The organism is Luteimonas sp. 9C (assembly GCF_902506295.1).
Classification (GTDB): domain Bacteria; phylum Pseudomonadota; class Gammaproteobacteria; order Xanthomonadales; family Xanthomonadaceae; genus Luteimonas.
The window spans coordinates 1637268-1650791 of the sequence record NZ_LR733312.1; the positions used below are offsets into that span (position 1 = coordinate 1637268).

Sequence of the window (13524 nt, forward strand, 5' to 3'; positions counted from 1 at the left end):
TGACGTCGCCGCAGGCCGACTGCGCGTGCGTCAGGCGAAGCGGTCGGTCGCGCGCACCAGCGCGTCGACGTTCTCGGCCTCGAATGCGGAGTGACCCGAGGCCGGCGTGACCACGAGCTCGGCCTTTGGCCACACCTGGTGCAGGTCGAACGCGTTCTGCACCGGACACACCACGTCGTAGCGGCCGTGGACGATGACGCCGGGAATGTCGACCATGCGGTAGGCATCGCGCAGCAACTGGTCGTCGACCTCGAAGAAGCCGGCGTTGGTGAAGTAGTGGTTCTCGATGCGCGCGAAGGCCAGCGCGAACTGCGCGTCGGCATGGCTGTCGGCGAAATCGGCATCGATGTGCAGGAAGCTCGTCGCGCCTTCCCAGACGCTCCACGCGCGCGCGGCGGCCAGGCGCGTGGCCTCGTCGTCGCTGGTCAGACGCGCGTGGAACGCGGCGATCAGATCGCCCCGCTCGTCCTCCGGAATCACCGCGATGTACTGCTGCCAGGCTTCCGGGAACAGACGCGACGCGCCTTCCTGGTAGAACCATTCCAGCTCCCAGCGGCGCAGCATGAAGATGCCGCGCAGGATCAGTTCGGTGACCTGGCGCGGATGCGTCTGGGCGTAGGCCAGTGCCAGCGTCGACCCCCAGGATCCACCGAACACCTGCCAGCGGTCGATGCCCAGATGGGCGCGCAGCGCTTCGATGTCGGCGACGAGATCCCAGGTGCTGTTGTCGACGAGGTCGGCATGCGGGGTCGAACGCCCGGCGCCCCGCTGGTCGAACAGCACGATCCGGTACTTGGCCGGATCGTGGAAGCTGCGCATCTTCGGGCTGCAACCGCCGCCCGGCCCACCGTGCAGCAGCACCACCGGCTTGCCCTTCGGGTTGCCGCACTGCTCGTAGTAGAGCGTGTGGCGATCGTCGACGGCGAGCATGCCGGTGTCGAAGGGTTCGATGGCGGGATAGAGCTGGCGCATGCGCGTGGATCCGGGAAAAACCGGCCGCCAGTCTATCAGCCGGTCCCGGGCGCACCGGGCGCGCGGCCCAGCGTGACGCGGTCGCGGGCCTCGAGATCGCGCTCGGTTGTGACCTCGACGAGCCCCGCCTGCTCGAACAGCGCACGGACCGCCGCGCCCTGCGCCAGGCCGTGTTCGACCAGCAGCCAGCCGCCGGGCACGAGGTGCGCCCGCGCGCCCGCGGCGAGCACGCGGATCGCGTCCAGGCCGTCGGCACCGGAGGACAGCGCCGACGCGGGCTCGAAGCGCAGATCGCCCTGTGCCAGATGCGGGTCCGCGTCTTCGATGTAGGGCGGATTGCTGGCGATGACGTCGAAGTGCGCACCCGCCAGCGGCGCATACCAGTCACCGTGATGGAAGCGCACATGTGGCACGTCCAGTGCGTGCGCGTTCCCACGCGCGACCGTGAGCGCGTCGACGCTGGCATCGGTCGCCAGCACATCGGCATCCGGCCGTTCGCGGGCGATGGCCAGCGCGATCGCGCCGCTGCCGGTGCCCAGATCCGCGACCCGCGCGTGCCCGGCAGGTAGCCGCGCCAGTGCCAGCTCGACCAGCAGTTCGGTCTCCGGCCGCGGGATCAGCGTCGCCGGCGTCACCGCCAGATCGAACCCCCAGAACCCCCGCATGCCGGTGAGATAGGCCACCGGCTCGCCCGCGGCGCGGCGCGCGACCAGCGCCTCGAATCGCGCCGCCACGCCGTCGGGCGCGGGATCGCGCGCATGGGCGTAGAGCCACGTCTGCGAACGGCCTGCGGCGTGCGCGAGCAGCCAGCGCGCGTCGATGGCGTCGATGCGCGCGGCGGCATCGCGCAGCAGTGCATCCAATGCGGGACTCGGATTCGTAATCATGATTTCACATCGTAGCCGGGCCCCGGCCGGGCATGGTGTCGCACCCCGAGGAGATCACCGATGCGCCGTACGATCCATGCCTGTGTCGCCGCCACGCTCGCCCTGCTCGTCTCCGGCTGTCAAAGCGCGTTCTTCGGCTTCGTCAACCGCGACAGCGCGCAGCCCGATGCCACGGCCGTCTACGACACCAGACGCGGACTGGCGCTCGACATCTATCGGCCGCAGAACGCGGCGCCTGACGCGCCGGTCGTGCTGTTCTTCTACGGTGGCTCCTGGCAGATGGGCACCCGCGCGCAATACGCCTTCGTCGGCAGCCGCCTGGCGCAGAACGGGGTCGTCGCGGTGGTCGCGGATTACCGCACCTGGCCGGCCGCGGGCTTCCCGGCATTCATGGGCGACGCGGCACATGCCGTGCGCTGGACGGTCGACCACGCGGCCCAGTTCGGCGGCGATCCGAAGCGCGTCTTCATCGCCGGTCATTCGGCCGGTGCGCAGATCGCGGCGTTGCTGGGCACCGATGCGCGGCATCTGGCCGAGGTCGATCTGCGCCCCCGCGACCTTGCCGGCGTGATCGGCCTGTCGGGTCCGTACGATTTCGTGATCAGCGGCAAGCTCGAAGACATCTTCGGCCCGCGCAGCCAGTGGCCCGAGGCGATGGCGCTGCGCTTCGTCGACGGCGACGAGCCCCCCTTCCTGCTCATCCACGGAGACGGCGACCGGACGGTGGACGTCGGCAACAGCCGCAAGCTGGATTTCGCTCTGCGCCGCAAGGGCATCGCCTCGACCCTCGAAGTCATCCCGGGTGGTAACCACTTCATCACCGCGGCCGCGTTTTACGATCCGGAGCGCGCGCCCGATGTGCTGCCCGCGGTGCGCCGGTTCGTCGGCCTGCCCGTATCGGGCGATGTGGACGCCGACACCGACGCAAAATGAAGGCGGCCGAAGCCGCCTTCAAAAATTCCGTGACGCGTGTGGGAGGGAGGTACGGACACGGAATCCGATGCGCGGCCCTTGGGGCCGCTGGCGCCGCCTAGAACCACTGCGCGACGCCTGTTGACCCGATATTGCTGCAGCGCAACAGCGATTGCAAGCGCGTATGTAATCGTTTCCATTGAGACTGTTTCGATGGATCTCGCGCCAGCGTTCCATAGCCATAGGCTATCGATTGAATTCCTATTATCGATTTCCCATATCGATAGATGGCGCCTACTCTATGTGCAGCCGGATTCGCCGGCCGCGATGGCAAGTCGCACGCCTTCCCCCGTCCAGGAGCTTTCATGTCCCTCATCAACACCGAAGTCCAGCCGTTCAAGACCACCGCGTTCCAGAACGGCGAGTTCATCGAAGTCAGCAACGAGAGCCTCAAGGGCAAGTGGTCGGTCCTGATCTTCATGCCGGCCGCCTTCACCTTCAATTGCCCGACCGAAGTCGAGGACGCCGCCGACAACTACGCGCAGTTCCAGAAGCTGGGCGCCGAGGTCTACATCGTCACCACCGACACGCACTTCTCGCACAAGGTCTGGCACGAAACCTCGCCGGCCGTCGGCAAGGCGCAGTTCCCGCTGGTCGGCGATCCGACCCATCAGCTGACCCGCGCGTTCGGCGTGCACATCGAAGAAGCCGGCTTGGCCCTGCGCGGCACCTTCGTGATCAATCCCGAAGGCGTGATCAAGACCGTCGAGATCCACGACAACGCGATCGCCCGTGACGTCAGCGAGACCCTGCGCAAGCTCAAGGCTGCCCAGTACGTCGCCGCCAACCCGAACGAGGTCTGCCCGGCCAAGTGGAAGGACGGCGAGAAGACCATCGCCCCGTCGCTCGACCTCGTCGGCAAGATCTGATCGCCTGATCTGATCGTGTGACACGACGGCGCAGTCCATCGCGCCGTTTCCACCCCCATCCCGCACAGCGAGGATGGGGGTGGACCGCAGCCGGCACCCTCCCCCGCCGGCTGCGGTCCACCCCTCTCCCCCGGTTCCGGCGCGCCGCTTTGCCGGCGCGTCGCGGACGCCCCCACCCGTCGTCAGGAGCGTTGCCATGTTGGAAGCCGATCTCAAGGCGCAGTTGAAGGCCTATCTGGAACGCGCGGTGCGCCCGATCCACATCGTCGCGTCGGTCGACGACGGCGCGAAGTCGCGCGAGCTGCTGTCGCTGCTCGAAGACCTCAAGGATGCGAGTCCGAAGATCACCGTCGACGCCGCCGGCACCGACGCGCGCAAGCCGTCGTTCGCACTGACTTCGCCGCATACGGACATCGACGTGCGCTTCGCCGGCCTGCCGATGGGTCACGAGTTCACCTCGCTGGTGCTGGCGCTGCTGCAGGTCGGCGGTCATCCGTCGAAGGCGGCCAAGGACACGATCGAGCAGGTCGCGGCGCTCGATGGCGACTACACCTTCGAGACCTACTACTCGCTGTCTTGCCAGAACTGCCCGGACGTGGTGCAGGCGTTGAACCTCGCCGCCGTGCTGAATCCGCGCATCCGCCACACCGCGATCGACGGCGCGCTGTTCCAGGCGGAAGTCGAGGCGCGCGAGATCATGTCGGTGCCGACGGTGTTCCTCAACGGCCAGAAGTTCGACCAGGGTCGGATGACGCTGGAGCAGATCGTCGCCAAGCTCGACACCGGCGCGGCCGACCGCGCGGCGAAGGCGATCGCGACCAAGAAGCCGTTCGAGGTGCTGGTAATCGGTGGCGGCCCGGCCGGCGCGGCCGCGGCGATCTACGCCGCGCGCAAGGGCATCCGCACGGGCGTGGCGTCGGAGCGTTTCGGTGGCCAGGTGCTGGACACGATGGCGATCGAGAACTTCATTTCGGTCAAGGAGACCGAAGGCCCGAAGATGGCCGCGGCGCTGGAACAGCACGTGCGCGAGTACGACGTCGACATCATGGACCTGCAGCGCGCGACGCAGCTGGTGCCGGCGGGCGATGACGGCCTGATCGGAATCCAGCTGGATAACGGGGCGTCGCTGACGTCGCGCACCGTCGTGCTGTCGACCGGCGCGCGCTGGCGGCAGATGGGCGTGCCCGGCGAGGACCAGTACCGCAACAAGGGCGTGGCCTATTGCCCGCACTGCGACGGGCCGCTGTTCAAGGGCAAGCGCGTGGCGGTGATCGGCGGTGGCAATTCCGGTGTCGAAGCCGCGATCGATCTGGCCGGCATCGTCGCCCACGTCACCCTGATCGAGTTCGACGCGCAGCTGCGCGCCGACGAAGTGCTGCAGCGCAAGCTGCGCAGCCTGCCGAACGTGCGCATCGTGACCAGCGCGCAGACGACCGAAGTGCTCGGCGACGGCGCGAAGGTCAATGCGCTGGTCTACCGCGACCGGGTCGGCGGTGACAGCCACCGTGTCGAACTGGAGGGTGTGTTCGTGCAGATCGGCCTGCTGCCCAATACCGAATGGCTCAAGGGCGTGGTCGCGCTGTCGCCGCGTGGCGAGATCATCGTCGACGATCGCGGCCAGACCTCGTTGCCCGGTGTGTTCGCCGCTGGCGACGCGACGACGGTGCCCTACAAGCAGATCGTCATCGCAATGGGCCAGGGCGCCACGGCTGCGCTCAGCGCGTTCGATCATCTGATACGCGTGCCGGTCGTCGAGACGGCCGAGGCCGAAGCGGCGTGATCCCGCGCGCGGCCCGCGTCCTGCATATCCCGGCATCGCCTGCGCGATCCGGGACGTGTGCGGAGCGCGCGCCGTGAACCTGCGCGACCTGCGCTATCTGGTCGCGCTCGCCGACGAGCGGCATTTCGGCCGCGCCGCGGCCGCGTGTTTCGTCAGTCAGCCGACGCTGTCGACGCAGATCCGCAAGCTCGAAGAAGAACTCGGCGTCGCGCTCGTCGAACGCGCACCGCGCAAGGTCATGCTGACGCCGATCGGCGTGCAGGTCGCCGACCGCGCGCGCCGCATCGTCGGCGATGTCGAGCAGATGAAAGCATTGGCCCGGCGCAGCATGGATCCCGAAGCCGGTTCGATCCGGCTCGGCCTGTTTCCGACCCTCGGCCCGTATCTGCTGCCGCATGCCGTGCCGCCGCTGCGCGCACGGTTTCCGCAGCTGGAACTGCTGCTGGTCGAAGAGAAGAGCGACGTGCTGCTGACGCGACTGCGCGACGGCCGCCTGGATGCTGCGATCCTCGCGCTGCCGGTCGACGAGGACGCACTGCATGCCGAATTCCTGTTCGAGGAACCTTTCCTGCTCGCGGTGTCCGACCAGCATCCGCTGGCCGCGCGCGAACGTTTGAGTCTGCAGGAGCTGTCGTCGCAGAAGCTGTTGCTGCTCGAGGATGGGCATTGCATGCGCGAACAGGCGCTGGACGTCTGTCGTCTCTCGGGCGCCGGCGAACATGCCGAGTTCCGCGCCACCAGTCTGGAAACGCTGCGGCAGATGGTCGCCGCGAATGTCGGCGTGACCTTGCTGCCGGTGCTGGCGACCAAGCCGCCGGTCGCGCCGTCGCCGCATCTGCGCCTGCTCGATTTCAGCGACACCCGCCCGACCCGGCGCATCGCCCTGGTCTGGCGCCGCAGCTCGGCCATGCACGCGTTCCTGCTGGAACTGGCGGGCGTACTGCGCGATCTGCCACCCGCGTTGTTCGAGCACGCTGCGGCCTGAGTCATTCCCGCGCACGCGGGACACGTCACAATGGACCCCGGGCGGCGCACTGCGTCGCCTTTCGTATGGGCGTCGTTCGAGCGCCCTCCCAACCCGAGGAAATTCCTGATGTCATCGCATTCCACCAGCGGCCTGCCGCCCTCCGACGCACCGTCGATCCGTTTGACCCGTCACGATCTCGCGCGCCTCGACGCGCTGCTCGCCTCACCGACCTGGCGGCAACACCCCGGCGCAGCTGCGCTGCAGCGCGAACTCGACCGCGCCGACCTGCTGCCGGACGATGCGCCCGCCGACGCGACCGTCGGCATGCATGCACGCGTGACGTGCATCGACGACGCCACCGGCGCCCGACACACCCTCACCCTCGTCTATCCGCACGAAGCGGACGTGGACGCCGGCCGCGTGTCGGTCCTCGCGCCCGTCGGCACGGCCCTGCTGGGATTGACGATCGACCAGCGCATCGACTGGCCGGTCAGCGGCGGTCGCACCCTGCGCCTGCGCGTGCTGGAAGTCGCGCCCGCTGATCATTGATCGCCCTGCGTGCGGCGCCGACCCGGGCGCCGCACGGTTCAACGCAACGATTCAGAGCGGCACGCCGACCTGGCAGGCCACGCCGGTACCGCCGATGCCGCAATACCCGCCCGGGTTCTTGTGCAGGTACTGCTGGTGTTCGTTCTCGGCGTAATAGAACGGCGGCGCCTCGTCGAGAATCTCGGTGGTGATGTCCGGATAGCCTGCTGCATGCAGCTTCGCGGCGTAGGCGTCGCGGCTGCGATGGGCCAACACGGCCTGTCCGGGCGTCGTGCAGTAGATCGCCGAGCGGTACTGGGTGCCGGCGTCGTTGCCCTGGCGCATGCCCTGGGTCGGATCGTGACTTTCCCAGAACGTCTGCAGCAGCGTGTCGAACGCGACCTGCGCCGGGTCGTAGACGACGAGCACGACTTCGGTGTGTCCGGTCTGTCCGGAGCACACTTCACGGTAAGTCGCGTTCGGCGTCACCCCGCCGGCGTAACCGACCGCGGTCGTGACCACGCCCGGCAGCGACCAGAACTTGCGTTCCGCGCCCCAAAAGCAGCCCATGCCGAACTGCACCTGCTCCAGACCTTCGAACGCATCCTGCAGCGGGCGGCCGTGCACGGCATGCGTGTTGTCCAGCGTCACCGGCGTGTCGCGACCGGGCAGCGCGTCCTGGGGCCGCGGCAGACGCTGTTTCCAGGCTCCGATTCCGAGCATCGCGATATCTCCGGGTCGCGGCAGATTGCCGTCCGTATTGGATGCGGGCGCGCGTGCCCGCTTCCAAGGTGTCAGCATCTGTTCGCGCTCCCGACGCACGTCGCGTGGCCGCGTTGCGGCCACCTTGCGGGCCGGGCCTGTGGGCATGCAGGCCCGCACGCTCCGGCGCGACATACGCCGGGAACGTGAACAGGTTCTCAGCCCGGCTGCTGCGGCACCCGCGCGCGGCCCTTCAGGCTCGCGAGGAAGATGCCGGCCAGCGTGAACGCGAGACCCAGCCATTCGCGCGGCAGGGTCTCGCGTTGCAGCACGAGGATGTCGAGCAGGAACGCGCAGACCGGCTGCACGAGCAGCAGCAGGCCGACCAGTGCGACCGAGAGATGCTGCATGGCGCGCGAGATCAGGATCCAGCTCAGGCAGTGGCCGAGCGCGGCGAGCAGCAGCAACCAGCCCAGCGCCTGCCAGGCCGGAATCGCGAACGACACGCCCTCTGCGACCCCCGCCAGCCCCAGCAGCCCCGCGCACAGCAGCGACACCATCGCCAGCACCTGCGCCACCGGCGCGGAAGCGGCTGCGCTCGACGCGCCGACATTGCCGGCGCGCTGCACATGACGCAGGCCGATGTTGTAGACCGCGTAACACAGGCCGGTCGCGAGCCCGAGCCACACGCCCCAGCGGTAATCGGCCGGCAGCGTCGCCCAGTCTGCGCCGAGCATCAGCCACAGGCCGAAGAACGCCAGCGCAATGCCGGCGACGAAGCGCAGGCCCACACGTTCGCCGAACAGCACGACCCCGGCCAGCGCCATGAAGAACACCTGCGCATTGGCCAGCAGCGTCGCCAGTCCCGGGCCGATCAGCAGGATGCTCCGGTGCCACAGCCACAGGTCGGCGGCGAACGCGGTGGCCGGCAGCAGCGCCAGCCACCACATGCGTCGCGGCAGCGGGCGCCAGTCGCGGCGCAGATGCACGAACAGAGCCAGCAGCACGCCGGCGAACAGCATCCGGTAGAAGGCCGAGACCGTCGGCGGCGTGCCGGCCAGACGCACCATCAGGCCGTTGGTGCCGATCAGCGCGGCGCCGGTCAGCATCCACGCGAGGGCGGCGCGACCGGCCGGGGTGTCGTGCATCGGTTGGACTCGCGTGGGGAGCGCGCAGCGTAGCAGCGCCGCACTGCGGTCTTCAGCTGAAGACCGCGGGCGCCACCTGTACGCAGTTGCGGCCCTGTCGCTTCGCCGCGTACAGCGCCTTGTCGGCACGTGCGACCGCGGCGGCCGGCGTGTCTTCGCCGCGCTGGCGGGTGGCGATGCCGATGCTCACCGTCAGCCGCACGCGCTGGCCTTCGTGGCGCACCTCGCAGTTCTCGACCGCGGTGCGCATACGCTCGCCGACCGCACGCGCTTCCGCGCCATCGCGACCCGGCAGCACCGCGATGAATTCCTCGCCTCCGTAACGGCCGAACATGTCGGCGTCCGACAGCACACTGCGCAGCGCGGTCGAGACCGCGCGCAGGCAGTCGTCGCCGCAGGCATGACCGTAGCGGTCGTTGACGGACTTGAAATGGTCGAGGTCGATGAACAGCACCGAGACCGGCCGCCCCGTGCGCTCGGCATCGGTGAAGGTGCGTTCGATCCAGACATCGATGGTGCGGCGGTTCATCGTGCCGGTGAGCGCGTCGATCTCCGCCGAGCGGCGCAGCTTGACCGCAGCGGCGGCCTGGTCTACGTGCAGTTGCACCACGCGCGCGAGCTCGCCGATCACCGACATCTCGTCGGTCGTGAAGCCTTCGTCCCCGGCGCGGCGCAGCAACAGCACGCCCCAGCCCGGGGCGCGGACCTGGAACGGCACCAGCGCTTCCATCGCCACCACCGGGCCGCCGACCGACGGTCGCACCGGCTGCTGCAGCGCCAGACCCGCGGTCGCCTGCCGGCGCAGCAGCAGGCCACGGCGGTTGATCTCGTGCTCCACCGACGGCAGCGCGTCCGAGGGCTCGACCAGCAGATGGTCGCGGCCCTGGTAGCCGCGCAGCACCGCGATGCAGGATTCGGTCGGCACCAGCGGCAGCAGATGGTCCATCAGCAGCCGGAAGCCCTGCCACGGAATCTCGCCCGGGTCGAGACCGTGGAGCTGGGTCTGCAGGGCGGTCGACAGGTCCGCGCGCGCGGATTCGCGGCGCATCTTGCGCTCGGTGTCCTGGCGCGCGAGCCGGTCCCGGTCGCGGGCTTCGCGGTAGTCACCGATGCGATGGGTCAACGCCAGCGCGAGCAGCAGCGCGAACGCGACGGCGGCGCCCTGGTAACCGAAATGCAGCATCGGTCCGTCGGGGGCTAGGCCATGCCGCGCCAGGGCCACCCACATGCCGGTCAGCACGGTCAGCGCCGTCGCGGCCGTCAGTGCCCATGCCATCGGCACGCCCCGGCGCCCCGCGTCGATCAGCATCCCGGTCACCGCGAGCCCCGCGATCGTCCAGCCCACCGCGCTCAGCGCCTGCGACACCTCGCCCAGCCCGGGCAGGTTGAGCAGGAACACCGCAGCCAGGGCGACCAGGCCGATCCCGATGCCCCGCACCAGGCGGGCGTGCCGATAGACCACGCCGCGCATCGCATAGGCTTCGATCAGCCACAGCGCAGCGGCCGCATGGAGGAGTGTCAGCGCCGAAACGCCCTGCAGCCGCCACAGGCCGAAGAACCGCACGCCCGGCAGCCCGTACAGATGCCCGTTCATGGCCTGGAGCAACAGCACCAGCGCGACGGTGAACCCGAAGAAGCCGATGAACAGCCGGTCACGGGACGCATAGGCCAGGGCCAGCGCAAGCGCCGCCAGGGTCAGCAGGCCGCCATAGACGCCACCGGCCAGCGCCACGCCGGACCGCTCCACGCGCCGGATGTCGATCGCCTGGGCGAGCACCGGTTGCATGCTGCCGCGCAGACCGCCGTCGGCCTCCACCTCGAGCACCATCGGACCGTGGGCATCGCGCGGCAACAGGAACGCGTAGCCGGCCGGCAGGATGCCCTCCTCGGCGCCGACGGCGAAGAAATCCAGTGCCTCGCTGCGCCAGCCGTCGGTGGCGACCAGCTGCAGCCGGCTGACCGGCTCGCGCGGAAACCACAGCGCCCAGCGCGTGGTCACCTCGCCGGGCAGTTCGAACGCGAGCGTCATCCGTCCGTCCGGTTGCGGCTGCACCTCGACCGGAACGCTTTCGCCCGGACGCAGCTGGGTGGCGGAGACCAGCGCCACGAACAGGCCCATCAACAGCAGCAGGCAGGCGGCCAGCACCCAGCCGTGGCCGGGCATTGCACGCGAGGCGGTTACCTCCATGAATATGCCTGCCCGTCGACCGCGCAGGGCCGCTCCTGGATCTGTCCGATGCCCCGATGCGCTGGATCGCGCATGCGTCGCCCCCCTGGTCTCGTCTGTTCCATCGCAACTCGCGTGCCACGGTTTCCGTACCGTCGTCACAAAATTATGGCAGGACTGCGTCACATCGATCGCTACGACGCCATCACGCCCGGCCCGGCGCGTCGCTTGTGGACGGTCCGCTACACTGCGCGGCTCTTCCGCAGCCGCCACCCGAGCCTCCATGTCCTCCGCCGACTCCACCGTTCCGTCGACCGATCCCGCCACCCCGGCACGCCAGGACTTCATCCGGCAGATCGTCCGCGAGGACCTGGCCAGCGGAAAACACGCCTCGGTCCGCACCCGTTTCCCGCCCGAGCCCAACGGCTATCTGCACATCGGCCACGCCAAGGCGATCTGCCTCGATTTCGGCATCGCCTCGGAGTTCGACGGCCGCTGCAACCTGCGTTTCGACGACACCAATCCGGAAAAGGAAGACCTCGAGTTCGTCCGCGCGATCGAAGATGACGTGCGGTGGCTCGGCTTCGAGTGGGCCGAGCTGCGCCACGCCTCGGACTACTTCGACGTCTATTACCGGGCCGCCGAGAAGCTGATCGAACAGGGTGACGCCTTCGTCTGCGACCTCACGGCCGAGCAGGTGCGCGAGTACCGCGGCACGCTGGTCGAGCCGGGCCGCAATTCCCCGTTCCGGGACCGCAGCGTCGAGGAGAACCTCGACCTGTTCCGGCGCATGCGCGCGGGCGAGTTCGCCGACGGCACGCGCACGCTGCGCGCGAAGATCGACATGACCAGCGGCAATATGAACCTGCGCGACCCGGCGCTGTACCGTATCAAGCAGGTCACGCACCAGAACACCGGCGACGCTTGGCCGATCTATCCGATGTACGACTTCGCCCACGCGCTGGGCGACTCGATCGAAGGCATCACCCATTCGCTCTGCACGCTGGAGTTCGAGGACCACCGCCCGCTGTACGACTGGGTGGTGGACCGCGTCGACCTGGCCGGCACGCCGGACCTGCTCGACTCGCTGACCGCGCGCGGCCTGCCGAACGTCGCCGCGAAACCGCGCCAGATCGAGTTCTCGCGCCTCAACATCAACTACACGGTGATGAGCAAGCGCAAGCTGACCCAGCTCGTCACCGAAGGCCTGGTCGACGGCTGGGACGACCCGCGCATGTACACGCTGCAGGGCCTGCGCCGCCGCGGCTACACGCCGGCGAGCCTGCGTCTGCTGGTCGATCGTGTCGGCATCAGCAAGCAGAATTCGGTCATCGATTTCTCGGTGCTCGAAGGCGCGCTGCGCGACGATCTCGACGCCCGCGCGCCGCGCCGCATGGCGGTGGTCAATCCGCTGAAGCTGGTGCTGACCAACCTGGCCGACGGCCATGCCGAAACGCTGCGCTTCCCGAACCACCCGAAGGACGAGGCGCAGGGCGTGCGCGAGGTGCCGTTCTCGCGCCAGCTGTGGATCGAGCACGACGACTTCGCCGAAGTGCCGCCCAAGGGCTGGAAGCGGTTGATTCCGGGCGGCGAAGTGCGCCTGCGCGGCGCGGGCATCGTGCGCTGCGACGAGGTCATCAAGGACGACAGCGGCGCGATCGTCGAACTCCGCGGCACGCTCGATCCCGAGTCGCGCCCCGGCATGGACGGCGCGAACCGCAAGATCAAGGGCACGATCCACTGGGTCAGCGCCGCGCATGCGGTCGAAGCCGAGGTCCGGCTGTTCGATCGCCTGTTCGTGGTCGAGAAACCCGACGACGAGTCGACCGGCAAGACCTACCGCGACCATCTGAATCCCGAGTCGAAGCGCAGCGTGACCGGCTACGTCGAGCCTGCCGCAGCATTGGCCGCGCCCGAGCAGTCGTTCCAGTTCGAGCGCCTCGGCTATTTCGTCGCCGACCGTGTCGACCACACGGCCGCGAGGCCGGTCTTCAACCGCAGCGTGACGCTGCGCGACACCTGGACGGCGGACCGGACCGGCGGCTGACCGGTCCCGTCGGCTGCCGGTGCCTGCGCTGCGGCCTGGACGCCGGGCGGCGGCGGGCGCGCCGGAGCAGGTAACATCGCCGGCATGATCCGCCTGCGCGCCCTGTCGTTCCGCCTGTTGCCTGCCCTGCTGTTGCTGGCGCTCGTCGCGTGCGCGGCGCCTGCCCCGCCGGTCGCCGAGGCCGCGCCGCCCGCAGGCGTGCCGGTCATCGACGGCCCCGTCGCCCCATCGGGTGTGCCCGATCTCGATACCAGTTGCCGCGTCGACAGCGACTGCGCGGTCAAGAACGTCGGCAGCTGCTGCGGTTACCAGCCGGCCTGCGTCAATGCGAACGCGCAGGTCGATCCGCAGGCGGTGCAGGCCGACTGCGCACGCCGCGGCATCGCCGGGGTCTGCGGCTTCGTCGAGATCCAGTCCTGCGCCTGCGTCAACTCGCGCTGCGAGGCGCCCGCCCCGGGCAGCCTGCTGCGCTGATTCCCCGTTTC

General features: G+C 69.2%; 12 protein-coding genes. 7 read left to right on the plus strand and 5 right to left on the minus strand.

All coding sequences use genetic code 11. From position 1 onward, the window contains the following. Positions 1–30: 30 nt before the first annotated feature. Together pip and prmC are read right to left on the minus strand one after the other, a co-directional pair. Positions 31–972 (minus strand): prolyl aminopeptidase, encoded by a 942-nt coding sequence (gene pip, locus CURTO8I2_RS07485; RefSeq protein ID WP_159679986.1) that lies wholly within the window; start codon positions 970–972, stop codon positions 31–33. A gap of 35 nt (positions 973–1007) precedes the next feature. Beyond that, positions 1008–1859, minus strand: a complete 852-nt coding sequence (prmC, locus tag CURTO8I2_RS07490) for a peptide chain release factor N(5)-glutamine methyltransferase (protein WP_201295489.1) — start codon at positions 1857–1859, stop codon at positions 1008–1010. Between the two features lie 60 nt (positions 1860–1919). On the opposite strand from prmC, the gene CURTO8I2_RS07495 reads away from it, so the two are divergent. The 5 genes from CURTO8I2_RS07495 to rnk all read left to right on the plus strand — a co-directional run bounded on the left by CURTO8I2_RS07495 (position 1920) and on the right by rnk (position 6996). Then, positions 1920–2792, plus strand: coding sequence for an alpha/beta hydrolase (locus CURTO8I2_RS07495; protein ID WP_159679988.1), 873 nt, complete (start codon positions 1920–1922; stop codon positions 2790–2792). A 344-nt stretch (positions 2793–3136) separates the two neighbouring features. Continuing rightward, on the plus strand, positions 3137–3700 hold the full coding sequence (ahpC, locus tag CURTO8I2_RS07500) for an alkyl hydroperoxide reductase subunit C (RefSeq protein ID WP_159679990.1): 564 nt from the start codon (positions 3137–3139) through the stop codon (positions 3698–3700). 196 nt (positions 3701–3896) lie between these two features. Next, positions 3897–5480 (plus strand): alkyl hydroperoxide reductase subunit F, encoded by a 1584-nt coding sequence (gene ahpF, locus CURTO8I2_RS07505; RefSeq protein ID WP_159679991.1) that lies wholly within the window; start codon positions 3897–3899, stop codon positions 5478–5480. 73 nt (positions 5481–5553) lie between these two features. Next, positions 5554–6465: a LysR substrate-binding domain-containing protein gene (locus CURTO8I2_RS07510; protein WP_159679993.1), complete on the plus strand. Its 912-nt coding sequence runs from the start codon at positions 5554–5556 to the stop codon at positions 6463–6465. A gap of 108 nt (positions 6466–6573) precedes the next feature. Next, complete coding sequence (rnk, locus tag CURTO8I2_RS07515; RefSeq protein ID WP_159679995.1) at positions 6574–6996, plus strand: nucleoside diphosphate kinase regulator; 423 nt, start codon at positions 6574–6576, stop codon at positions 6994–6996. Between the two features lie 51 nt (positions 6997–7047). Here the strand turns inward: rnk and msrA are convergent, their stop codons facing one another. From msrA to CURTO8I2_RS07530, 3 genes are all read right to left on the minus strand, one after another. Further along, a complete protein-coding gene (msrA, locus tag CURTO8I2_RS07520) occupies positions 7048–7698 on the minus strand; it encodes a peptide-methionine (S)-S-oxide reductase MsrA (RefSeq protein WP_159679997.1) in 651 nt (216 codons plus the stop codon). A gap of 197 nt (positions 7699–7895) precedes the next feature. Further along, on the minus strand, positions 7896–8825 hold the full coding sequence (locus CURTO8I2_RS07525; RefSeq protein ID WP_159679999.1) for a DMT family transporter: 930 nt from the start codon (positions 8823–8825) through the stop codon (positions 7896–7898). Positions 8826–8877: 52 nt separating this feature from the next. Continuing rightward, entirely contained in the window at positions 8878–11013 is a 2136-nt protein-coding gene (locus CURTO8I2_RS07530) for a GGDEF domain-containing protein (RefSeq protein WP_159680000.1), read from the minus strand. A gap of 262 nt (positions 11014–11275) precedes the next feature. Between CURTO8I2_RS07530 and CURTO8I2_RS07535 the strand changes: the two genes are divergently transcribed. Together CURTO8I2_RS07535 and CURTO8I2_RS07540 are read left to right on the plus strand one after the other, a co-directional pair. Next, a complete protein-coding gene (locus CURTO8I2_RS07535; protein WP_159680002.1) occupies positions 11276–13039 on the plus strand; it encodes a glutamine--tRNA ligase/YqeY domain fusion protein in 1764 nt (587 codons plus the stop codon). Positions 13040–13123: 84 nt separating this feature from the next. Continuing rightward, positions 13124–13513, plus strand: a complete 390-nt coding sequence (locus CURTO8I2_RS07540; protein WP_159680004.1) for a hypothetical protein — start codon at positions 13124–13126, stop codon at positions 13511–13513. Positions 13514–13524: the final 11 nt, after the last annotated feature.

Coding starts and splice junctions, on each gene's coding strand:
- pip (WP_159679986.1), bottom strand. CDS start 972: ATGCGCCAGCTCTATCCCGCCATCGAACCCTTCGACACCGGCATGCTC.
- prmC (WP_201295489.1), bottom strand. CDS start 1,859: ATGATTACGAATCCGAGTCCCGCATTGGATGCACTGCTGCGCGATGCC.
- CURTO8I2_RS07495 (WP_159679988.1), top strand. CDS start 1,920: ATGCGCCGTACGATCCATGCCTGTGTCGCCGCCACGCTCGCCCTGCTC.
- ahpC (WP_159679990.1), top strand. CDS start 3,137: ATGTCCCTCATCAACACCGAAGTCCAGCCGTTCAAGACCACCGCGTTC.
- ahpF (WP_159679991.1), top strand. CDS start 3,897: ATGTTGGAAGCCGATCTCAAGGCGCAGTTGAAGGCCTATCTGGAACGC.
- rnk (WP_159679995.1), top strand. CDS start 6,574: ATGTCATCGCATTCCACCAGCGGCCTGCCGCCCTCCGACGCACCGTCG.
- msrA (WP_159679997.1), bottom strand. CDS start 7,698: ATGCTCGGAATCGGAGCCTGGAAACAGCGTCTGCCGCGGCCCCAGGAC.
- CURTO8I2_RS07525 (WP_159679999.1), bottom strand. CDS start 8,825: ATGCACGACACCCCGGCCGGTCGCGCCGCCCTCGCGTGGATGCTGACC.
- CURTO8I2_RS07530 (WP_159680000.1), bottom strand. CDS start 11,013: ATGGAGGTAACCGCCTCGCGTGCAATGCCCGGCCACGGCTGGGTGCTG.
- CURTO8I2_RS07535 (WP_159680002.1), top strand. CDS start 11,276: ATGTCCTCCGCCGACTCCACCGTTCCGTCGACCGATCCCGCCACCCCG.
- CURTO8I2_RS07540 (WP_159680004.1), top strand. CDS start 13,124: ATGATCCGCCTGCGCGCCCTGTCGTTCCGCCTGTTGCCTGCCCTGCTG.